We start from the raw sequence: 20,334 nt of genomic DNA, 5'->3' as shown, positions 1-20,334 counted from the left end.
GAGCAGATGCTTCCAATTGATTATTATGCGTACCAAAATCGTTGGCGTCACCTAGATGGACGGTTGAAGTTTTTGCTTTTTCTTCTGTTTCTCATAATCAGCTTTTCGGGAATTTGGAGTTTGCAAGTCGCACTTTTTATCACTGTTTTCTGGCTAACCTTTTACCTAGCTCGAATTCCGTTTGCAATTTACGTGAGACTTTACTTTTATCCGACTATTTTTATTCTTCTTAGTCTCGCCACCTTATTACTATCGGTGTCGACAACTCCCCTTTCGTATTGGGTAGGTTGGTCATTTGGTAGTCTACATATCGGGATTCTCCCATCAGCTCCTCAGCAAGTCATTCGGTTAGGTCTTAGAATCTATGCTTGCTTGGCAGCAACCTATTTCTTTGTATTGACGACGCCCTTTGGACAAATTTTAAAAGGGTTGCATCGAAGTCCTATTCCAAGGGAGTTACTGGACCTTATTTTATTGATGTATCGCTTCCTTTTTTTACTGATGGGAGATTTTATCAGTGCTCAAGAATCTTTAGTATTAAAGTTTGCCTTTAGTAAGAAGGGGAAGCGGATTAAGGGGTTAGCCTATTTGGCCAATAGTGTGTTTCTGAGGTTGGTAGATCATCAAAAACAGCTTGAAGAAATTTTGGAATTACGATTTGATGCGATGGATAAGGAGGGAACAGATGTTGGAGATTCGAGATATTAGTTTTGCTTATGAGAAAGGCAAGCCAATGTTAAAAAAGGTCTCCATGGCTTTTCAGAGAGGAGAGATTACGGGGATTCTAGGTGCCAATGGTTCTGGTAAATCAACCTTGATGAAAGTGATCATGCGTTTACTTCTTCCCCAGCAGGGAGAGATTTTCTATGAGAATCGAGCAGTAGGAAAGAAGAAAAAGTCCTTATTGACTTACCGGCAAGCAGTCAATCTTGTTTTTCAAAATCCAGAACAACAGCTCTTTTTTAGCCTTGTTCGAGATGATGTAGCGATGGCTTTGGAAAATCTTGGATTTTCGGATGAAGAAATTGCAAGGCGCGTTCAAGGTGCTTTAGGACGTATGGGGATTTTGGAGCTTGCAGATGCGCCCATTCAATACCTCAGTTATGGTCAGAAGAAGCGAGTGGCGATTGCGGATGTTCTAGCACTTCAACCCCACTATTTGTTACTTGATGAACCGACAGCTGGCTTGGATCCATCTGGAAGAGAGAAAATGCTACAGACCATGAAAGAGTTAGCTTCTCAGGGAGTTGGGATCATTTTATCCAGTCATGATATGGATTTAATGTACGAAGCTTGTGATTACGCCTATCTCTTACGAGAGGGAGAGCTGATTTCTGAAGGAACTAAGGATGTTTTCTTTCAGCAGGAGGAATTGCTAAGAACAGCTGGTTTAGAGAGTCCTTGGATTGTTCAAATGCATCAGATGATTGGGACACCCTTGGTGTCTTCACGCTCAGACTTTATTCAGTTTTTACAGAGGAGGATGTAGATGACAGATGCAGTTATGCTACAAGGGACAGCATCAGATGCCGGAAAAAGCGTATTAGCAGCTGGTCTTTGTCGAATTTTCAAGCAAGATGGTCTGGCCGTTGTGCCCTTTAAATCGCAAAATATGGCATTAAATTCTTTTATTACCTCGTTAGGAGATGAAATGGGACGCGCTCAAGTCACTCAGGCTGAAGCAGCAGGGTTAGAGCCTGATGTACGGATGAATCCTGTTCTGCTCAAGCCGAGTTCCGATCACCGATCTCAAGTTATTTTTTTAGGAAAGATTTTAGGAGAAATGGATGCGACTTCCTACCATCAGTTTAAGCCAGCTTTGCTAGAAGACATTCTTCAAATTTATCAGGAATTAGGGGAAGAATACGATGCTATTGTCGTTGAAGGAGCTGGCAGTCCAGCTGAAATTAATTTAAAAGATAAGGATATCGTGAACATGGGCTTAGCAAGGGCTGTGGGATGTCCGGTAATCTTGGTAGCAGATATTGATAAGGGGGGAGTTTTTGCTTCAATCTATGGAACCATTGCCTTGCTGGAACCAGAGGAAAGAGCATTGGTAAAAGGAATTATCATTAATAAATTCAGAGGGGATGTGGCCTTACTTCAACCAGGGATAGATATGATTGAAGAGCTCACAGGAGTACCCGTTTTAGGAGTCGTTCCTTATTTACAAGTTGCGATTGATCCGGAGGATAGTGTGGCCCTGTCTCAGAAATCAAGAACAGTAGATAAGACAAAGGATTTAGATATTGCTGTGATTGGATTGAAGCGTCTGTCTAATTTTACAGACTTTCAAGCATTGGAGAATGAAGTAGATGTTTCTCTTCGGTATGTTTGGTCAGCTACCGAACTCGGTACTCCAGATGTAATTATTCTCCCTGGTAGCAAGGACACCATTGGGGACTGTCTCTATTTACAGGAAGAAGGGATAGACCAAGCGATTTCCAGAGCTGTTCACACAGGAAGTCGTCTATTTGGGATTTGTGGGGGTTATCAATTACTGGGACGTCGCCTTTTGGATCCGGATGGCGTTGAGTCCCAATTGGGAGAAATTGCTGGTTTGGGTTTCCTAGACATAGAGACAGTTTTTAGGAAGAGTAAAAGAACCAAGCAAGTTCAAGCAAGGCAGGGATCTTATTGTTTATCGGGTTATGAAATTCATATGGGAGAGACGAAAATTCTTGGACAGGAAGAAGCTTTTGCAGTTATTGAAGATGAGGGAGGTAGGCATTTAGATGGAGCTGTTTCTCGAGATGGTCACATTCAAGGTACTTATCTACATGGTATTTTTGATAACCAAGAATGGACACGCGCTTATCTAAATCAGATTCGATCAGAGAAAGGATTGGCTCCTCTTCCAATTTCTGGACTGAGTATGGCAGAAAGGAAGGAGCAAGCCTATAATCAACTGGCAGACCAATTGCGCTCGTCGTTAGATATGAAAAGGATCTATCAGATTTTGAAAGGAGAAGGGGGATGAGAATTTATACGAAATATGGAGATGGAGGGGCAACCCGTCTTTACGGAGGTGTTCGTGTTTCAAAATCCGATCCTAGAGTTGAGGCTTACGGAACAATGGATGAGCTAAATTCTCTTCTTGGTTTGGTAATAGCTTTAGTTCGTGAGCAAGGAGGGTTCCCGAGCTTAATCGAAGAAGGGAGCCTTATCCAACAAGAATTATTTGATTGTGGTAGCGATCTAGCCACAGCTAACCAATCGCGGCCATACAAGCAACTTCCTCACTCAGAGATTTGGTTAGAAGAAAAAATAGATGATTATCTGGCACAAACCCCTTCGGTTCAACAATTTGTGTTACCGGGTGGTCACATCTTGTCAGCCTACTATCACCAGTTACGGACCTTGACGCGTCGTTTGGAGCGAAGAATTGTTGCCTTGATGGAAATAGATTCAGATATAAACCGAGTTAATTTGCATTATGTAAATCGGTTGTCAGATTATTTCTTTGTCGTTGCTCGCTATTTGAATCACAAGCTAGGAGAGGCAGATCAGCTCTATGAACGCAGCCCTTCTGTTTTTAAAAACAAAAAAAGAGGTTCATAATGTATCCCATCATGCTAAATTTAAAAGGAAAACAAGCAGTCATCGTGGGTGGGGGACAGGTTGCCGCTAGAAAAATTCGCAGTCTCCTAGAAGAAGGAGCCAGTGTACAGGTTATTAGTCCGAGTTTGGATCCTCAAATTCCACAGGAGCAGATTGACTGGGTGGCTCGTCCCTATCAAACAGGAGATTTAGCGAAGGCTCATCTTGTTTTTGCTTGCACCGATCAGGTTTCTGTGAATCACCAAGTTAGACAGGATGCCCCCTTAGGCGTCATGGTCAATAATAGCGGAGATAAATCAGATTCTGATTTCTACAATGTAGCTCAAATTCGGGCTACAGGTCTAACGATTACAGTATCAACGGAAGGTCACTCCCCCGCTCAGGCTAAACAGATGCGGGAGGAAATCGCCAGGTATTTGAAAATGAGAGAGGGAGACCTAGATGTATGTACTCTATCTGGGGCTACGTCACCAAGAGACTAGTCTCGAAGTCTTGGAGCAAGTTCATTTTAAAGAAGAAGACATTCAGTTAGCGCTAACTGCTTTAAAACGGGAAAAGAGTGTCTTAGAAGCTGCTATTTTATCAACTTGTAATCGGACTGAGCTTTATTTAGTTGTTGATCAGCTTCATACCGGGCGCTATTATGGCAAACAATTTCTAGCCAGATGGTTTGACCTGGATTTGGCATTATTGGAAACTCATTTACAAATTTTGGAGGATTTATCTGCCGTTCATCAGCTGTTACGGGTAGCGACAGGTTTGGAGTCTCGGATATTGGGTGAATATCAAATTCTAAACCAGGTCAAACAAGCTTTTTTTCTAGCACAGGAAACTGGAACGAGTGGGGTTATCTTAAATGAGTTGTTTCGCCGTGTTTTGACATTCGCGAAACGGATGCATCATCAATACCGTATTAACGAACGTCCCCTATCTATCAGCTTGACAGCTATGCAACTACTAGAGTTTTTAAAACCGTCTGCTCAAACGATTCTAATCATTGGCTTGGGTGAGATTGGTCAATTATTGGTTAAGTATGCTTTGAAACGTCCCTTTACAACAGTTCGTTTGTTAAATCGAACCTTATCTAAGATGGAACCTTATCAAAGAGATCCCCGTGTCCAGATTTATTCTTGGGAGCAAATGAAAGAAGCTCTCTTTGGTGTAGATGTTGTTTTTTCGGCGGCGGCTACCGGACAGCGCTATTTGAACAGGGAGATAGTGGCTTCAACAAGTCTGGTTTTTGATCTTTGTTTACCTAGAACTTGTGAAACAGGAATTGGTGAGCGGTTACTAACGATTGAAGATATTCAGGGACGATTGGATGAACATTATGAGAAACGTCAAGAAATTGCAATGGGGATTGCCCAGGAGGTTGAAGCGGAGGTTCTCTATTTTAATCAATGGCGACAACAACTGGGGATTATCCCGTTGATTCAAGAGATTCGAGAGTATGCTCTAGGAATACAAGAAGCGAGTTTCGCAAGTTTGGAAAGAAAATTACCTGAACTAACGGATAGGCAGAGAAAAGTTATTCAAAAACACATGAAGGGAATTAGTAATCAGTTGATTAAAAATTCAATCCTGCAATTGAAGGAGCGCTCTATCGGAGATCAGGCATCTCATGATATTGCGGTAATTCGCTCTGTGTTTGGATTCAGTGAGGAAGAGTTATGAGAACAATACGAGTAGGAAGTCGTAAAAGCTTATTGGCCATTCGTCAGACCAATCTTGTTTTGGATCAGCTACGCCAATTGCATCCAGATCGGATATTTGAGGTCGTTCCTTATACAACCAAAGGAGATCAATTGCAAGATGTTCCATTATCTGTCATTGGTGGAAAGGGAATTTTTGTAACAGATATTGAAACTGCTATTCAGCAAGGGAAAATCGATATGGCTGTTCATAGTATGAAGGATCTTCCAGCTATATTGGCTCCTGGATGCACTATCGGTGCAGTCTCGCCAAGAGAGGATGTACGTGATTGCTTGGTTTTTTCGAACCCAAATTGGAGTTTGGCTAATCTTCCTTCGGGATCCATTGTGGGAACTAGTAGTCTTAGGAGGACTCTACAATTGCAAAGGCAAAGGCCAGATTTGGTTTATCGGTCGATTCGTGGAAATATTGATAGTAGGATTGAAAAAGTTAAAGAGGGACAGTACCAAGCTGTTGTATTAGCGATGGCAGGTCTAAAACGTTTAGGCTGGCAAGGAGGTCGGGATATTTTTTTGGAACCACTTTCTTTGGATATTTGCCTTCCGGCTGTAGCTCAGGCTGCTCTGGCCATCGAATGTCGTCAAGAAGATACGGAAATTTTAGACCTATTAGCTACGTTTAATGATAAACAAGTCGCTCAATGCGTTGCGATTGAACGCCAATTTTTATCTTTACTGCAGGCAGATTGTACATTTCCGATTTCGGCTTTAGCTCAGACAAAAGGAGATGGTTACGTGTTGCAAACGATGCTAGCCTCTCCAAAGGGAGAGTGTCATTATGCCCAAGTTGAAGGGAAGCAAGTGAATACCTTGGCATCGGAGGCTTTTACTAAACTAAAGGAAGCAGGGTTAAGGGGATTGCCAAATGTTGAAAATTCTAATTACCCGTGAACAGAGACCGAGCGAGTCATTGTGTAGGGATTATCAAGCCCTAGGTTATGAACTTCTTCACGTTCCTTTGTTGGAGTTTCATTCACTCCCTCTGCCTGGCTCTCTATTATCAGGTCAGGATAAGGATAAGGCTGAGTGGTTACTCTTAACTAGTGCGGTGACTGTTTCCTTTTTAAACACTCTTCCCTATTTCCCTAATAAGATAGCGGTGATTGGATCTCAGACAGCTCAGGCAGCAAGGAAAGCTGGTCTAAGAATACATTTTCAGTCTTCTCAACCGTATGGAAAAGCTTTTATTAAGGAATGGCTAGAGACTTATCCGGTGCCTCAGACTATCCTATTTCCCCAGTCAAACCTTGCCAAGGGAAGTTTAGGTCGAGAGTTGGAGGCGGCAGGTCATCATGTGTTTACCTGGTCTCTATATGAGACCAGACCTCATCAAGCGGGGCAAAGGACTTTGGCCAACTTACTGGCTTCAGACATAGAGGAATCGATTCTTACCTTTGCTAGTCCCTCTGCTTGGTCTGCCTTTTTGGCTTCTGGAGCTGTATTGGAACCGGAGCGACATCGGATAGCAGCTATTGGTCAGACAACTGCGGATGCTATCCGGAAGGCGGGCTACAGGATTAGCTATCTTCCAGATTATCCTTCTTTAGAGAAGATGTTAGCAACAATTGTTCAAGAACAGGAGGGAAATTATGTTTAAAAGACAACGAAGATTAAGGCGCAATCCCTTTTTACGGGACCTCGTGAGAGAAACCGATGTATCCTTGGATGATTTTATCTATCCTTTATTTGTAAAAGAAGGCTTGGAGCAGCCGATGGAGATTCCGTCTATGCCGGGAATCTATCAATTTCCTATCAAAGACCTCGTGGAGGAAGTGGGTAGGTGTATGAGCCTGGGACTTAAGGCTTTTATTCTATTTGGGATTCCTCAAAATAAGGATGAACGAGGAAGTCAGGCTTATGCCCCGACAGGAATTGTCCAAGAAACTCTGCAAGCTATTAAAAAATCACATCCAGAAGCACTGTTAATTGCGGATACTTGCTTGTGTGAGTTTACAGACCATGGTCATTGTGGACTGTTAAAGGAAGATGATGTTGATAATGACTCCTCTTTAGAGCTTTTAACGCAAGTAGCCGTTAGCCAAGCACAGGCTGGAGCCGATGTGATTGCTCCATCAAATGCGATGGATGGATTTGTGACGACAATTCGTCGAGGGTTAGATGCTGCTGGTTTTGACCAGGTTCCGATTATGGCTTATTCGGTAAAATTTGCATCGAGTTTTTATGGTCCCTTTCGTGAAGCGGCTGAGGGAGCTCCGCAGTTCGGTGATCGGAAGTCGTATCAGATGGATAGTGCCAATCGGAGGGAGGCTTTGCGAGAAGCTTTGGCAGACGAGGATGAGCAAGCGGATTTCCTCATGGTCAAGCCAGCCCTTGCCTATCTAGATATTATTCGAGAAATTCGTGGGACGAGCTTACTGCCTCTAGTAGCCTACAATGTCAGTGGTGAGTATGCAATGATTAAGGCGGCTGGGGAGAAAGGTTGGTTAAATCCAATTTTGACCCGAGACGAGTCCTTGTTGGCTATGAAGCGGGCTGGAGCGGATCTCATTATTACTTATTTCGCCAAAGAAATTGCGCTAGAAAGATGGAAGGATAGAGATGGGAAAGCAGTCAAGTGAATATTTTCAGGAAGCTAAAAAACTATTTCCGGGCGGTGTTAATAGCCCTGTTCGAGCTTTTAAGGCTGTTGGAGGTCAGCCTCTGTTTATTGAATCGGGTTCTGGATCTCGATTGAGGGATGTGGACGGAAATACTTATATTGATTATGTATTATCCTGGGGTCCCTTGGTTTTAGGACATGCAGTAGACAGTGTTCAATCGGCAGTTCGGGAAGCTGTGAATCTGGGAAGTAGCTTTGGAGCTCCGAGTCCACGGGAATTAGCTTTGGGACAGGAATTACAGCGGCGCCTTCCTTTTCTAGAGAAGATGCGTTTTGTAAACTCTGGAACAGAAGCAACGATGAGTGCTATCCGCCTAGCTCGTGCTGTAACGGGTCGTGAAAATATCATCAAATTCGAAGGCTGTTATCACGGTCATAGTGATTCCTTCTTAATCGGTGCAGGATCTGGCGTTGCGAGTTTGGGACTGGCGGATTCAGCTGGCCTCCCAGCGGCTCTCATACCAGAGACTCTTGTTCTTCCTTATAATGATTCGGAAGCTGTGAAAGCGATTTTTCAGCACCATGCTTCAGAAATTGCAGGAGTGATTGTCGAAGCAGTAGCTGGGAACATGGGATTGATTCCAGCAGATCGTGCTTTTTTGGAAACAATTGCTCTGCTTTGCGAGGAGCATTCGAGTTTATTTATTGTTGATGAGGTTATGACTGGTTTTCGTGCTGCCTACGGGGGTGCTTGTGAGTTATATCAACTGCAACCAGATCTTGTTTGTTTGGGGAAAGTCATTGGCGGAGGTTTCCCAGTGGCAGCCTTTGGTGGAAAGGCTTGCTATATGGATCAGATAGCTCCTCTAGGTCCCGTATATCAGGCAGGAACTCTTTCGGGAAATCCAATTGCGATGGCAGCTGGTTTAGCAACCCTGTTGGGATTAGGAGTAAATGCTTTTGCGGAGATGGAGGCTAGGACAACTCGCCTATGTCAGGGAATTCAAGGCTTAGCTAAGAAGTATCAACTTCCAGTCCAGGTCCAATGGCGTGGAAGTATGTTTTCTCTTTTCTTTGCGGATAAACCAGTCCAAAACTTTAAGGATGCTCAGTCAGCGAATTATGAGCAATTTGCTAATTTTCATCAGCTTTTACTTACTAAGGGCATTTATTGGGCCCCTTCACAATATGAAAGTAATTTTTTGTCCTTAGCGCATACAGATAGGGATATTGAGCAGACTCTCCAAGTTATTGAAGAGGTCTTTCGGAAAATCGGAGGCAGAGTATGGGAAAGCTAGTCTTAGTCTTGGGAGGAATTCGAAGCGGGAAATCCAAGTTTGCTGAGCAAGAGCTACTGGCGCAGAGCGTACCGGTTTGTTATTTGGCAACCGGTTTGTTATTATCGCCGGATGAGGAATGGAATCAGCGAGTCGAGGCTCATCGCAATCGTCGACCTGCTCATTGGGGGACACATGAGGGTTATTAGAATTTAGCTGAGGTTATCTATCAACGTTCGGAACAGTTGTTTCTATTAGACTCAGCGACTATGCTGACTAGTAATTTGCTTTTTGATTTTCTTCAAGAGAAGGAGGTAGAACAATTGTCTCCATCAACGAAGGAAGAGTTGGAACTTCGCTTAGAGAGGGAGTGGTCAACTATTTTGAAGGCTTCTTCAACTGCGTCTCAAGAACTTTGGATTGTTAGCGATGAGGTTGGACTCGGCTTACAAGCATCGACCTATCTTGGTCGTTTATTCCAGGATATTCAAGGAAAACGAAATCAACAGTTAGCAAGGGAGGCGGACGAAGTTTACTGGGTCGTCAGTGGGCTCGTCCAACGTTTGAAATGATTCGATCATTATTAATATATACGCAATTTTTTACAAGAATTCCCGTCCCCTTGACTATCGACTTGTCCTACATTCGAACGGGGGTTCCTTTTTTGAGTCTCTTTGGATTGTTACTTGGGTGTTTATGGAGTAGTCTTTTTCTTCTGCTCACCAGTGTTTTACCTTCTAGTTTGTCCTTGGTTGTACTCTTGTTTTTTGATGTTTTATTAACAGGAGGTTTTCACATGGATGCTTTAGCGGATACAGCGGATGGTCTTTTTTCTTCTCGTAAGCCAGAGCGTATGCTGGAAATTATGAAGGATAGCCGTATGGGGACAAATGGGGTTCTCGCTCTGATTTTCTTTTATCTTCTTTTTGTTGCAGCCTTTTGGGAGCAAAAATTCATAGATTGGCAAGTCCTATTAATGCTCGCTACAATCTCCAAGGCCGGCTTGGCAATCCAGGTCTGGAAGCTGAGGGATGCGCGTGCCCACACTGGATCTGGAAATTTTTTCCAAGGGGCAAAGGGACACCACATTGTTTTGGCACAAGCTTTGCCAATTGGACTCTCCTTTTATTTTTTTCAAAATAAGGGACTGATTGCTTATGCAAGTTTCTTAGTAGGGGCTCTTCTTTATCGGCGCTTTGTCTATCGAAAGATTGGAGGACAAACAGGGGATACCTTGGGAGCCTATGCCTTATTGGGGCAATTGTGTTATTTATTGGGATTGGTGATATGAAAACATTGTATTTACTGAGGCATGGGGAAACTATTTGCAACCGGGAAAGGCGTTTTTATGGTAGTTTGGAGAGCGAACTAACAGACCAAGGCAGAAAGCAGGCTAGGCAACAGCGGAAGTTGATGGAGTCGTTTGAGCCGGAGGTGATTTATACGAGCGGTCTAAAGAGAGCCCAGGAGACCGCGACCATTGCTTTTCCAAAGCGAGAGTTGCTGAAGAGGGATGTTTTTAATGAGAAAGGGTTTGGACTTTGGGAGGGATTAACTGCTGATGAAATTGAAGATCGGGATCCAGTGAATTGGGTTCGTTGGCTAGAAGCCCCATTTGATTATTGCCCTCCTCAAGCGGAATCTTTTAGCGACTTTAAGACTAGAGTTCAATCAGGGTTAGTGGAGATTTTGGCTAGGGAGGAGGCTACCATTGTTCTTGTAGCTCATCTAGGCGTTCTTCGTTTGCTAATCCAAAACCTAACGGACCCTCATCGTTCCTTTTGGGATATTGAGGTCCCTCAAGGGCGAGTTTTAGTGCTTGAGGAGAGTCTAGTTGGTTGGCGGGAAAAGCTATTGTAGTGTTTTAAGGTGGGTGAGTAGGACTATCTTTATATTATATTGCTTTGTCATAAGCTTCGCGGAGTCACTGTAAAGGAGTAGTAGGATGAATAAACTGGAAGATATGTATCAATTTAAGGTAGGTTTGACCACCCAAAATCGGTTGGTATTAGCCCCCTTGACCATTAGTTCTAGCTTACCGGGAGGCTATGTCTCCTCGGCAGATATTGCCTTTTATCGGCGTCGGGCAGGTTCTGCAGGGATGTTGATAACCGGAAGTGCCTATGTTTGTGAAGATGGTCAAGCTTTTCGGGGCAGTTTTAGTGCAGCTGAGGATGATAAGATTCCTGGTTTACGGAATCTGGCAAGTGCCATGAAGTCTAAAGGAAATTTGGCGATTCTCCAACTCTATCATGGAGGCCGGATGGTGCCTCCCGATTTAGTAGTCGGTGACCGCCCTCTAGCTCCGAGTGCCGTGATCGCCGAACACGGTCAAGTCTTAGAACCCAAAGCAGCTACACGCAAGGAAGTTGAAGAATTACTGGAAGCTTTTTTGGCGGCGATCAGCCGAGCGATTCAGGCGGGCTTCGATGGGGTTGAGCTCCATGGCGCCAATACCTACCTGATTCAACAGTTTTTATCCCCCCATTCTAACCGTCGCACAGACCAGTGGGGTGGAACAGAACATAACCGCAGGCGCTTTGCCAAAACACTGGTCAAGAAGGCTAAAGTCCTGATTGCAGCGCAGGCAGACCGGCCTTTCCTCCTTGGCTATCGTCTTTCACCAGAAGAAATTGAAGAGCCCGGTTTGTCTCTGTTTGATAGCCTTCAACTTTTGGAGCAGCTAATCCCGTTAGGGCTGGACTATGTCCACCTCTCCCTGGCTCAAGCCCAGCAAGCATCTTTGCGAAATCCACAGACTACAGAGTCGGTAGTGGAGCAGATTTCTCAGAAATTAGCAGGGCGTTTGCCGATTATTGCTGTCGGGGGGATTCAGCAGACTTCTCAAGTAGACGAGCTTCTCCAAATTGCCGATTTTGTGGCTATGGGACGCCAGTTATTGGTTGATCCAGATTGGTTGACCAAGGTAACTACTGATCAGGAAGCCATGGTATCTAGGGGTTGCCAAGAAGCGGACTGGGAGGGATTAGCTCTTCCTTTAGCATTTGCGACAGCAATGGGAAGCTATTTAGAGGGATAGATTTATGAAAGAAACAATTGATACACGCAAACTTTATTTTGGTTTTCCAACATTTTTCTTAGGCTATAAAGATCGTATCCACGGCTACAACATTTCTACTTGTAGTTCGATCTATTCCTTGGGGAACATGCTTGTTTGTGCCATGAGAACTAAGAGTAATGCCATTCAAGAGATCAGTCAGACAGGAGTTTTTTCTGTTTCTGTTCCTCAGATGGATTTAGTGAGGGAGATCGAAATCGCGGGTTTTAATTCCCATAAGGATAAATTTAACTTAACCGGCTTAACTTACAGTTTGGGAGAAGCTGATGTCCCACTCGTGGATGCTTGTCCCTTGGTTATTGAATGTCAGGTTGTCGAAATGGTTCCTTGTGGAGCATTAACCAATGTAATTGCGAAAGTTACGCGAAGAGCACTTGATTCGGACTTTATTACAGAAGATGGCAATTTCAGGAAAGAAACTTTTGATCCTATCAGCTATATTGGAGATGGAGCGGGTCGGCTGTATAAATCTTTTTCAGGAGAGGAAATTGAGATGGGGAGTCTTATTGTTAAGGAACGCTAGATTTTTATGATTTCCTTCTTGGTATAAAGCAGCAAGAGGATCACCGTCAAAACAAACAGGCTCACTTCTAAAAACTTTTATCCTTGCCTAAAAAAGACTAAATGTGGTAAAATTTAAGTAGTAGAAATTGATGTTTGTACTTTTAGGTGCGATGGAAGTTTGGTGCAATTCCAACACGGTCCCGCCACTGTGAAGGGCTTCTAGCTCTAAGTCAGATCTTTCGGCCTAAATTTTAGTAGATTTCGAATCTCGATGTAAGATTTCGATATCTTCCTGAAGCTGATTACCGGCTCTTTGTTGAGTTAGGTTAAGTTTGAAACCGTCTTTACTATCTAGGGTTTCTTCATCAGGATAAGACTTTCTACGATCAGAGTACCTATCATTTTCTAGGGAGAAGGTCTAGCTTGTTTTCAGATTGAAGCAGACTAGTCAATAATCCCGGCTGCTTGAGCAGCTCCTTTGGAAAACAGACAAAGCAAGGATGCTTTTGTTTAGGGGTACAACGACGTAGTCCAGTTTTCTAAGTTGACATTTAACCCTGGGTTTTGGCCTGGGGTTTTTCGGTTAGCAAAAAAAGAGGTTGGATTCCAACCTCTTTTTTAGTGTGATACGCGTTTGCGGGCAGCTTTTTTACGGTTTTCTTCGATAAATGCTGCTTTTTGCTCTTCTGGTTCGATGATTGTTTTGTGGACTGCGTAGACTGCTCCGGCAACTGCAGCGGCAGTTCCGAGAATTCCTGTTACAAGTCCTTTACCAAAATTGTTTGCCATAAGTGGTTCTCCTTTTCTGTACTCTATTGATAGGATATAGAAAATAGGAGAAATTTTCAAGAGAAAACCGTATTTTTATCATTGATTGTCTGAAGTTATGATTCTGGGATGGAGTTTGAGGGGGATCTGAAGACATCCCTTGCACTCGTCTTGTTCGTTCAAGATTGTTTTAGCTTATCTATTCTTATTTTTGAGGAATCGTGTTAAAATGATAGGTATAGAAAACGGAAGAATTTTTCAAGGAAAACGATGAAAACCAAGTTAATTGTTATTATGGGACCCACTGCGGTCGGGAAGTCTGCTTTGGGGATTGAGCTAGCTTCGAAATACCAGGGGGAGATTATTTCAGGCGATAGTCAACAGGTTTACCGTGGCTTAGATATTGGCACGGCCAAGGTTAGCCCAGCGGAACAAGCCCTGGTCCCCCATCATTTGTTGGATGTCAGAGAAGTCGATCAAGGGTATTCGGCTTTTGATTTTGTTCAGGAAGCCCAAGCTAAGATTCAAGAAATTAGAGCTAGAGGGGCTCTTCCTATCCTAGTGGGAGGGACGGGCCTCTATCTTCAAAGTCTACTGGAAGGTTACCACTTGGGGGGAGACTTGGATCAGACGGCTTTGTTGGCCTATCGGCAAGAATTAGAAGCCTTGGACACGGAGACCCTGTATGGTCTGGTGGCGGAGAAGGACCTTGAGATTCGGGAACCCAATCGTCGGCGGGCTATGCGAGCCTTGGAATTGGCGAAGTTTGGGCAAGATCTAAGAAATCAGGAGCAGGATTTTGAGCCGCTCCTAATTGCCTTGGATGACGAGCGTGAGTTGCTTTACCAGCGGATTAACCAGCGGGTGGATGTCATGGTGGAGCAGGGCTTGCTGGAGGAGGCCAAGTGGCTTTATGACCATCATCCGCAAGCACAGGCAGCCCGTGGCATTGGCTACAAGGAGCTGTTCCCCTATTTTGCCGGGGAGGCTAGTTTGGAAACGGCCTTGGAGACAGTCAAGAAAAACACGCGCCGCTTTGCCAAGCGGCAATTAACCTGGTTCCGGAATCGTATGGAACCGCACTTCTTTGTCGTTTCAAACCCAACCTTTAAACAGGATCTTGAGGCAGTCGTTGAGGAATTTTTACATGATTAATACGAAAAAAGAACAAGAGCGGGTGCTTTTAATTGGGGTCGAGCTGCCCAAAATGGACCATTTTCTCATGTCCATGGAAGAGTTAGCCCGCCTGGCCCACACGGCTGGCGCCCAGGTTGTCCGGGAAATCGTGCAAAAACGGGAGCGGGTGGATGCTCGCAGCTTAATTGGAAGTGGTAAGGTCCAAGAGGTTAAAGATTGGATTGAGGCTGAGGAAATTGACAGTGTTGTGGTTAATAACCGGCTGACACCCCGCCAAAATACCTATCTGGAAAGCCAGTGGGGTGTTAAAGTGATTGATCGGATGCAGCTGATCTTAGATATCTTTGCGTTGCGAGCTCGGTCCTATGAGGGCAAACTGCAGGTGCACCTAGCCCAATTGCAGTACCTGTTGCCGCGCTTGGTTGGTCAAGGGATTCTCTTGAGTCGCCAAGGGGGAGGAATCGGCTCCCGTGGACCCGGGGAAAGTCAATTGGAATTAAACCGCCGGGCTGTCCGCAATCAAATTGTTGATATTGAGCGGCAGTTAAAGGCTGTTGAGAAAAATCGCAGTCGGATTCGGGAGAAACGCCTAGCCAGTCCCGATTTGCAAATTGGCCTGATTGGCTACACCAATGCTGGAAAATCGACCATCATGAATCTATTAGGGGAGACGCCCCAGTATGAGGCCGATGAACTTTTTGCGACCCTAGATGCGACAACCAAGAAAATCCACCTGGATCAAAATCTAGCGGCAACCCTGACAGATACTGTTGGGTTTATCCAGGACCTACCAACTGAATTGGTGGCCAGCTTTAAGTCTACCCTAGAGGAGAGTCGGCATGTGGATTTGTTGCTGCATGTGATTGACGCCAGTGATCCCTACCATGAGCAGGAGGAAGAAACGGTATTGGCCCTGATTCAGGAATTGGAAATGGACCAGATTCCACGTTTGACCCTTTATAATAAGTTGGACAGAGTCGACCATTTTGTTCCCACCCTTAACCCGTCTCGGCAGTTCTCAGCCCATTCTCCTTCTGCCAAAGAAGATCTAAAAGCCATCATCATTGAAGGACTAAAGGAACTCTGGGAGCCTTTTGAGCTCCACCTATCCTTGGCCAAGCAATACCGCTTGCATGAATTAGAAGCCTTGGCCTTAATAGATCGACTGGACTATGACCAAGAGGGATTAACCGTGGCGGGTTGGATCGCAACAAAAAATAAATGGAGATTAGAAACCTTTTATGAATGAATGGATTGATCGGGCGATTGCTCTGGGCGGCTACACCGCCCTGGATCGCAAGTACCTGGAACACGTTTTAAGGGGCAAAAACCCACAAGAAATGCTAGCCTGGATTACGCCTCCGCCCAGTGTCTTAAATGCTTATTTTGCAGAACTCTATCAGAAAAAGGGGCCTCAGGAGGCTATGGACTACCTGCTGGAAATGAGTCAGGCTTTTGAACTGTTCCAAAAAGATCCCTCTTTCGAGGAAGTTAAACCTTTTATCCGCTTGAATTTGTCTGGCAAAGCCTACGGTTTAGCCCTGCTAGATGCGAGCGGATTGGGGCAGATTTTTGCCCAGGTAGAGGAGCCGGTGACACCAGCCCTGCTGTGGGAGCTGGCCCTGATTTTTCCAGAGCATTTGCTGGCGACTTACCAAGGTCGCATCATTCTACGTCCTTATAAAGCAGGAGAGGTGCAAAGGGAAGAGGCTTTGAGTCCTTTAACCGATCGACTGTTCTTACAAGATGGGACCCAGAAATGGGTCTCTTACAGCCAAGAAGATTTAATCCAAGAATTAGCAAAACAGGAAGTTGAGACCCTCCTCTGGTATGGCTCCAAGGAACGTCAGCTTGCAGTAGTGATAGAGGAGGAAGCATGGAATTACAATTTTTAGGGACTAGTGCCGGTCAGCCCTCAAAGGCGCGCAATGTTTCGAGTCTCGCCTTGAAACTGTTAGATGAAATTAATGAAGTCTGGTTGTTTGACTGTGGCGAGGGGACTCAGAATCAAATTCTGCACACCAGCATTCGTCCCCGCAAGGTCAGCAAGATTTTTATTACCCACTTGCACGGGGACCATATTTTTGGCCTGCCGGGCTTTTTGTCTAGTCGGGCCTTTCAAGCCAATGAAGAGCAGACCAATCTAGACATCTACGGTCCTGTAGGCATTCGCAACTTTGTGCTCAACAGCCTCCGCCTGTCTGGTTCTCGCCTGCCCTATCGCATTCATTTTCATGAATTTGACCATGATAGGCTGGGCTTGGTTATGGAGACCGATCAATTTAAGGTTTATGCCGAAGCCCTCGACCACAGTATTTTCTGCGTTGGTTACCGGGTGATCCAGAAAGATTTAGAAGGAACTTTGGACGCGGAAGCCTTGAAGGAGGCCGGTGTTCCGTTTGGGCCTTTATTTGGAAAAATTAAAAAAGGGGAAGATATTACCCTGCCAGACGGCCGCCTCATCCAAGCCAAGGACTACCTTTCACCCCCTCGTCCTGGGAAGGTGATTACAATTCTTGGCGATACCCGAAAGACAAATGCCAGTGTTCGCTTAGGTGTAGGAGCAGACATTTTGGTTCATGAAGCGACCTATGGCAAGGGTGATGAAAAACTAGCCCGCAATCATGGTCATTCGACCAATATGGATGCAGCCAAAGTGGCTAAGGAAGCGGGAGCTAAGCGCCTCTTGCTTAACCACATTAGTCCACGCTTTTTGGCCAAAGATATTAGCCGGATGCGCGATGATGCCGCTAACATTTTCCCAAATGTTCATGTTGTCAAAGATTTGGAAGAAATTCCATTGTAAACTAGGGGATTCAGATGATTGAAGCAAAATACGATTGGCAATTTCAGCCCAAGGTAGAAGACCAGGACTTTATGGCGGCAGCTAAATCTTTCGGCTTGGAAGAATCGGTGGCGGATCTCTTGTTCCGGCGTGGGGTCCACAGCAAGGAAGACCTTGAGGCTTTCTTACAGCCATCTTTAGAGGACCTGGCCGATCCTTTTCTTTTTCAAGATATGGAAAAGGCAGTTGCTCGGATTGAGGCGGCCATCCAAAGAGGAGAGGCGATTCTGGTCTATGGTGATTATGATGCCGATGGAATGACCAGTGCTTCGATTATGAAGGAAGTGCTCGAGGAGCTGGGGGCGGAAGTTGAGGTCTACCTGCCTAATCGCTTTACGGACGGCTATGGCCCCAACAAAAGTGTTTATAAGTACTTCATTGAGAACCAGGGGATTTCCTTGATCATCACGGTTGATAATGGAGTAGCTGGTCATGAGGCGTTGGAGTATGCGGCCCAGCAAGGGGTGGATGTGATTGTAACGGACCACCATGCCCTACCAGAGGTCCTACCTCCTGCCTATGCCATTATTCACCCAGAATTACCCGATGATCCTTATCCTTTCCCCCATTTAGCAGGTGTGGGGGTTGCCTTCAAATTAGCCTGTGCCCTAGTCGGCGATGTAGTCCAGGATTTCCTCGATTTGGTGGCAATCGGGACGATTGCCGACATGGTACCCCTGGTTGGGGAGAATCGGATTCTGGTCTCTCAGGGACTGAAAATTCTCAAACAAACCCAACGTATCGGTCTGCAAGAACTAGCCCGGGTGGCTTCGCTAAAACTAGACGAGGCCAATGAAGAGACCGTTGGTTTTCAGCTGGCTCCGCGTTTGAATGCTCTGGGCCGTTTGGACGATCCCAATCCGGCCTTGGAGCTCTTGACTGGTTTTGATGATGAGTTGGCCCATGAGCTGGCGCGGATGATTGATGCGAAAAACACCGAACGCAAGGAGCTAGTTCAAGCGATCTATGAAGAGGCGCGGTCCCAGCTGGACCCTGAAGCCAGGGCCCAGGTTTTGGTGCAAGAGGGCTGGAATCCTGGAGTTCTAGGGATTGTAGCTGGTCGTCTGCTAGAAGAAACGGGCCAACCGATTGTTGTGTTGAGCAGTGATGGTCAAAGAGCCAAAGGCTCCGCTCGGAGCCCTGAAAGTGTCCACCTCTTTGAAGCCTTGGATCCCCACCGGGAGCTTTTTGTCGCCTTTGGCGGCCATGCGGGGGCTGCGGGGATGACCTTGGAATTGGAGCAAATCCCGACCCTGAAGGCTGTCTTGGAAGCTTATATTGACCAGCAGGGGGATATCTCTAGCCAGAAACCGGCCTATCAGGTGGACGAGATTTTGGATCTGCAGAGTCTTAGCCTCAAAACCCTGGAACAGTTCCAACAATTGGCTCCTTTTGGGATGGATAATCGCCAACCAGTCTTTTACATTTCGGACTTCCAGGTTGAGTCGGCTCGCAGCATGGGGCAGGGAAATGCCCACTTAAAATTGAAGATTTCACAAGGTCAGGCGGAATTTGAGGTTGTTGGTTTCGGTTATGGCAACCTAAGCTTGGAATTTTCACAGGCCAAGCAACTGGAGTTGCTGGTAACCCTAGCGGTCAACAAGTGGAATGGCCAAACCAGCCTGCAACTGATGATGGTGGATGCCCGAATTGAAGGTTTGCAGCTCTACAACATTCGCTCTGGTAAAATCTCCCTGCCAGACTCGGTTCCGGTTTTGGATTTTACAGAAGATTTTCCGGCTAATGTTCCAGCTGCCTCAGCCTATGTTCTTGATCAGTTACCGGAGTCAGTAGAACCCTTGGCGCGTTTTATTCGGGAGCGTCAACCGCAAGTGCTCTATTTTAAAAACAGCATTAAGGAAGCTTTTTATTTAACGGGAGTTGGAAGTAGGGATCAATTTGCCTTGCTTTATAAGACCATTCGTCAGTTTCCAGAATTTGATGTCCGGTACAAGCTTAACGATCTAGCCCTTTATTTAAAAATTCAGCGACCCTTACTGATCAAGATGTTACAAATTTTCCAAGAATTGGAATTTGTGACCATTGAAGATGGGGTGCTAAAGGAAAATCCAGCCGCAGCGAAACGGTCGATCGAGGATAGTAAGATTTATCAAGACTTGAAAGCCCTGGCTCGTTTCCAGGAGAAAATGGCTCTGGATCCTGTCGAAGACATCTATGACTACTTGTCCCAGTTTCCCTTGGAGGATTAGGCTTCGAGTTAGGTCTGGAATCATTCCCGTTGTTTCGAACCTCAGTTCTGACGGGGGATTACTGAACTGCAAAAAGAAAAATCGCCACGGTAAAGTAGCGATTTTTCCCTTTTGTGAGCCTCAATACAACGTCAAAGCGCTATAATAGTTAGTGTAAAAATCTCTATTAACGAGGTCTCACTATGAAAATTATAACACAACTCAATCTATTTGAAGATCAGGAATTTGGTGATTTAGAAAAAATTTTGATGGTATTAGATGCTCTACCTGAAACGGACTTGTTCAAGCAGTTAGAAGCAAAGCGGAAATATGGTCGTCGGGATTATTCTATCCAATCTTACTTCATCGCCTATATTGCTAAATTGATCCTTCAATTAGAGACTGACCAGCAATTGTTACGCCAATTGCGAATGAACAGTCAATTAAGGCAAATCTGTGGTTTTGAAACTCACAGTGTCCGTCTAAATTCGGGTGCAACAAAAATTGTCAATGCTCCCTCCAAGTCAGCCTATTCTCGTTTTGTCAAAGATTTAGAGGAAGTCTGTCCTGATATTGATGAGTGGATACAAACAGGAATTGCAGAACTCTATGAACTACTCCCTGATTTCGGTCAAGTACTCGCACTGGATGGAAAAATTATTGATTCTTATGCAACACCTAATGGTCGAAAGCAGAAAAAAG

General features: G+C 45.0%; 21 protein-coding genes, 1 pseudogene and 1 riboswitch. Of the genes and pseudogenes, 21 read left to right on the top strand and 1 reads right to left on the bottom strand.

Going from position 1 to position 20,334, the window contains the following annotated elements:
* The first annotated feature begins 6 nt into the window (after window positions 1-6).
* The 15 genes and pseudogenes from HZY94_RS00190 (at window position 7) to HZY94_RS00120 (ending at window position 12,712) form a co-directional block, all read left to right on the top strand.
* A complete protein-coding gene (locus HZY94_RS00190; RefSeq protein ID WP_179924478.1) occupies window positions 7-708 on the top strand; it encodes a CbiQ family ECF transporter T component in 702 nt (233 codons plus the stop codon).
* Window positions 686-1,489, top strand: coding sequence for an energy-coupling factor ABC transporter ATP-binding protein (locus HZY94_RS00185; RefSeq protein WP_160331923.1), 804 nt, complete (start codon window positions 686-688; stop codon window positions 1,487-1,489). The genes HZY94_RS00190 and HZY94_RS00185 overlap by 23 nt, the downstream gene beginning before the upstream one ends.
* Window positions 1,490-2,980: a cobyric acid synthase gene (locus HZY94_RS00180; RefSeq protein WP_160331922.1), complete on the top strand. Its 1,491-nt coding sequence runs from the start codon at window positions 1,490-1,492 to the stop codon at window positions 2,978-2,980.
* Window positions 2,977-3,561 (top strand): cob(I)yrinic acid a,c-diamide adenosyltransferase, encoded by a 585-nt coding sequence (locus HZY94_RS00175; RefSeq protein ID WP_160331921.1) that lies wholly within the window; start codon window positions 2,977-2,979, stop codon window positions 3,559-3,561. The genes HZY94_RS00180 and HZY94_RS00175 overlap by 4 nt, the downstream gene beginning before the upstream one ends.
* Complete coding sequence (locus tag HZY94_RS00170) at window positions 3,561-4,043, top strand: precorrin-2 dehydrogenase/sirohydrochlorin ferrochelatase family protein (RefSeq protein ID WP_160331920.1); 483 nt, start codon at window positions 3,561-3,563, stop codon at window positions 4,041-4,043. Before HZY94_RS00175 ends, HZY94_RS00170 begins: the two co-directional genes overlap by 1 nt.
* Window positions 4,003-5,235, top strand: a complete 1,233-nt coding sequence (hemA, locus tag HZY94_RS00165) for a glutamyl-tRNA reductase (RefSeq protein ID WP_179924477.1) — start codon at window positions 4,003-4,005, stop codon at window positions 5,233-5,235. Before HZY94_RS00170 ends, hemA begins: the two co-directional genes overlap by 41 nt.
* The gene (gene hemC, locus HZY94_RS00160; protein ID WP_179924476.1) at window positions 5,232-6,164 is read left to right on the top strand and encodes a hydroxymethylbilane synthase; all 933 of its coding nucleotides are present in this window, start codon (window positions 5,232-5,234) and stop codon (window positions 6,162-6,164) included. The genes hemA and hemC overlap by 4 nt, the downstream gene beginning before the upstream one ends.
* A complete protein-coding gene (locus HZY94_RS00155) occupies window positions 6,139-6,870 on the top strand; it encodes a uroporphyrinogen-III synthase (protein ID WP_160331917.1) in 732 nt (243 codons plus the stop codon). The genes hemC and HZY94_RS00155 overlap by 26 nt, the downstream gene beginning before the upstream one ends.
* Complete coding sequence (gene hemB, locus HZY94_RS00150) at window positions 6,860-7,852, top strand: porphobilinogen synthase (RefSeq protein ID WP_160331957.1); 993 nt, start codon at window positions 6,860-6,862, stop codon at window positions 7,850-7,852. Before HZY94_RS00155 ends, hemB begins: the two co-directional genes overlap by 11 nt.
* Window positions 7,833-9,131, top strand: a complete 1,299-nt coding sequence (gene hemL / locus HZY94_RS00145; RefSeq protein WP_179924474.1) for a glutamate-1-semialdehyde 2,1-aminomutase — start codon at window positions 7,833-7,835, stop codon at window positions 9,129-9,131. Before hemB ends, hemL begins: the two co-directional genes overlap by 20 nt.
* Window positions 9,119-9,682, top strand: a pseudogene (locus HZY94_RS00140) (bifunctional adenosylcobinamide kinase/adenosylcobinamide-phosphate guanylyltransferase). The gene hemL and the pseudogene HZY94_RS00140 overlap by 13 nt, the downstream one beginning before the upstream one ends.
* On the top strand, window positions 9,679-10,401 hold the full coding sequence (gene cobS / locus HZY94_RS00135; protein ID WP_160331914.1) for an adenosylcobinamide-GDP ribazoletransferase: 723 nt from the start codon (window positions 9,679-9,681) through the stop codon (window positions 10,399-10,401). The pseudogene HZY94_RS00140 and the gene cobS overlap by 4 nt, the downstream one beginning before the upstream one ends.
* Window positions 10,398-10,970: a histidine phosphatase family protein gene (locus HZY94_RS00130; protein ID WP_160331913.1), complete on the top strand. Its 573-nt coding sequence runs from the start codon at window positions 10,398-10,400 to the stop codon at window positions 10,968-10,970. The genes cobS and HZY94_RS00130 overlap by 4 nt, the downstream gene beginning before the upstream one ends.
* An 85-nt stretch (window positions 10,971-11,055) precedes the next feature.
* Window positions 11,056-12,150 carry an NADH-dependent flavin oxidoreductase gene (locus tag HZY94_RS00125; protein ID WP_160331912.1) on the top strand — a complete coding sequence of 365 codons (1,095 nt, stop codon included), beginning with the start codon at window positions 11,056-11,058 and terminating at the stop codon, window positions 12,148-12,150.
* 4 nt (window positions 12,151-12,154) lie between these two features.
* On the top strand, window positions 12,155-12,712 hold the full coding sequence (locus HZY94_RS00120) for a flavin reductase family protein (protein WP_160331911.1): 558 nt from the start codon (window positions 12,155-12,157) through the stop codon (window positions 12,710-12,712).
* A 125-nt stretch (window positions 12,713-12,837) separates the two neighbouring features.
* Window positions 12,838-12,986: riboswitch (adenosylcobalamin (AdoCbl) riboswitch) on the top strand.
* Window positions 12,987-13,311: 325 nt separating this feature from the next.
* Here HZY94_RS00120 and HZY94_RS00115 read toward each other — a convergent pair.
* Window positions 13,312-13,482, bottom strand: coding sequence for a DUF3042 family protein (locus tag HZY94_RS00115; RefSeq protein ID WP_160331910.1), 171 nt, complete (start codon window positions 13,480-13,482; stop codon window positions 13,312-13,314).
* 249 nt (window positions 13,483-13,731) lie between these two features.
* Here HZY94_RS00115 and miaA point away from each other — a divergent pair, with 249 nt between their 5' ends.
* From miaA to HZY94_RS00085, 6 genes are all read left to right on the top strand, one after another.
* On the top strand, window positions 13,732-14,616 hold the full coding sequence (gene miaA / locus HZY94_RS00110; RefSeq protein WP_160331909.1) for a tRNA (adenosine(37)-N6)-dimethylallyltransferase MiaA: 885 nt from the start codon (window positions 13,732-13,734) through the stop codon (window positions 14,614-14,616).
* Window positions 14,609-15,847: a GTPase HflX gene (gene hflX, locus HZY94_RS00105; protein WP_179924473.1), complete on the top strand. Its 1,239-nt coding sequence runs from the start codon at window positions 14,609-14,611 to the stop codon at window positions 15,845-15,847. Before miaA ends, hflX begins: the two co-directional genes overlap by 8 nt.
* Window positions 15,840-16,493, top strand: coding sequence for a cystathionine beta-lyase (locus HZY94_RS00100; RefSeq protein WP_179924472.1), 654 nt, complete (start codon window positions 15,840-15,842; stop codon window positions 16,491-16,493). Before hflX ends, HZY94_RS00100 begins: the two co-directional genes overlap by 8 nt.
* Window positions 16,475-17,404 carry a ribonuclease Z gene (gene rnz, locus HZY94_RS00095; RefSeq protein ID WP_179924471.1) on the top strand — a complete coding sequence of 310 codons (930 nt, stop codon included), beginning with the start codon at window positions 16,475-16,477 and terminating at the stop codon, window positions 17,402-17,404. The genes HZY94_RS00100 and rnz overlap by 19 nt, the downstream gene beginning before the upstream one ends.
* Before the next feature lie 14 nt (window positions 17,405-17,418).
* A complete protein-coding gene (gene recJ / locus HZY94_RS00090; protein ID WP_179924470.1) occupies window positions 17,419-19,653 on the top strand; it encodes a single-stranded-DNA-specific exonuclease RecJ in 2,235 nt (744 codons plus the stop codon).
* 182 nt (window positions 19,654-19,835) lie between these two features.
* The coding region (locus HZY94_RS00085) for a transposase (protein ID WP_179924469.1) at window positions 19,836-20,334 on the top strand (499 nt) is incomplete at its 3' end.

It is taken from the genome of Streptococcus danieliae (assembly GCF_013415245.1).
In the GTDB taxonomy this organism is placed as follows: Bacteria; Bacillota; Bacilli; order Lactobacillales; family Streptococcaceae; genus Streptococcus; species Streptococcus danieliae_A.
The sequence above is the reverse complement of the archived record's forward strand: the minus strand, read 5'-3'. Positions and strand labels throughout refer to the sequence as shown.

What these genes read in the sequence shown, in the direction of transcription:
- hemC (WP_179924476.1), top strand. Translation starts at nt 5,232, where the DNA reads ATGAGAACAATACGAGTAGGAAGTCGTAAAAGCTTATTGGCCATTCGT.
- hflX (WP_179924473.1), top strand. Translation starts at nt 14,609, where the DNA reads ATGATTAATACGAAAAAAGAACAAGAGCGGGTGCTTTTAATTGGGGTC.
- HZY94_RS00180 (WP_160331922.1), top strand. Translation starts at nt 1,490, where the DNA reads ATGACAGATGCAGTTATGCTACAAGGGACAGCATCAGATGCCGGAAAA.
- HZY94_RS00120 (WP_160331911.1), top strand. Translation starts at nt 12,155, where the DNA reads ATGAAAGAAACAATTGATACACGCAAACTTTATTTTGGTTTTCCAACA.
- HZY94_RS00100 (WP_179924472.1), top strand. Translation starts at nt 15,840, where the DNA reads ATGAATGAATGGATTGATCGGGCGATTGCTCTGGGCGGCTACACCGCC.
- HZY94_RS00125 (WP_160331912.1), top strand. Translation starts at nt 11,056, where the DNA reads ATGAATAAACTGGAAGATATGTATCAATTTAAGGTAGGTTTGACCACC.
- miaA (WP_160331909.1), top strand. Translation starts at nt 13,732, where the DNA reads ATGAAAACCAAGTTAATTGTTATTATGGGACCCACTGCGGTCGGGAAG.
- HZY94_RS00130 (WP_160331913.1), top strand. Translation starts at nt 10,398, where the DNA reads ATGAAAACATTGTATTTACTGAGGCATGGGGAAACTATTTGCAACCGG.
- HZY94_RS00175 (WP_160331921.1), top strand. Translation starts at nt 2,977, where the DNA reads ATGAGAATTTATACGAAATATGGAGATGGAGGGGCAACCCGTCTTTAC.
- recJ (WP_179924470.1), top strand. Translation starts at nt 17,419, where the DNA reads ATGATTGAAGCAAAATACGATTGGCAATTTCAGCCCAAGGTAGAAGAC.
- hemL (WP_179924474.1), top strand. Translation starts at nt 7,833, where the DNA reads ATGGGAAAGCAGTCAAGTGAATATTTTCAGGAAGCTAAAAAACTATTT.
- rnz (WP_179924471.1), top strand. Translation starts at nt 16,475, where the DNA reads ATGGAATTACAATTTTTAGGGACTAGTGCCGGTCAGCCCTCAAAGGCG.
- HZY94_RS00185 (WP_160331923.1), top strand. Translation starts at nt 686, where the DNA reads ATGTTGGAGATTCGAGATATTAGTTTTGCTTATGAGAAAGGCAAGCCA.
- hemA (WP_179924477.1), top strand. Translation starts at nt 4,003, where the DNA reads ATGTATGTACTCTATCTGGGGCTACGTCACCAAGAGACTAGTCTCGAA.
- HZY94_RS00155 (WP_160331917.1), top strand. Translation starts at nt 6,139, where the DNA reads ATGTTGAAAATTCTAATTACCCGTGAACAGAGACCGAGCGAGTCATTG.
- HZY94_RS00190 (WP_179924478.1), top strand. Translation starts at nt 7, where the DNA reads ATGCTTCCAATTGATTATTATGCGTACCAAAATCGTTGGCGTCACCTA.
- HZY94_RS00170 (WP_160331920.1), top strand. Translation starts at nt 3,561, where the DNA reads ATGTATCCCATCATGCTAAATTTAAAAGGAAAACAAGCAGTCATCGTG.
- HZY94_RS00115 (WP_160331910.1), bottom strand. Translation starts at nt 13,482, where the DNA reads ATGGCAAACAATTTTGGTAAAGGACTTGTAACAGGAATTCTCGGAACT.
- cobS (WP_160331914.1), top strand. Translation starts at nt 9,679, where the DNA reads ATGATTCGATCATTATTAATATATACGCAATTTTTTACAAGAATTCCC.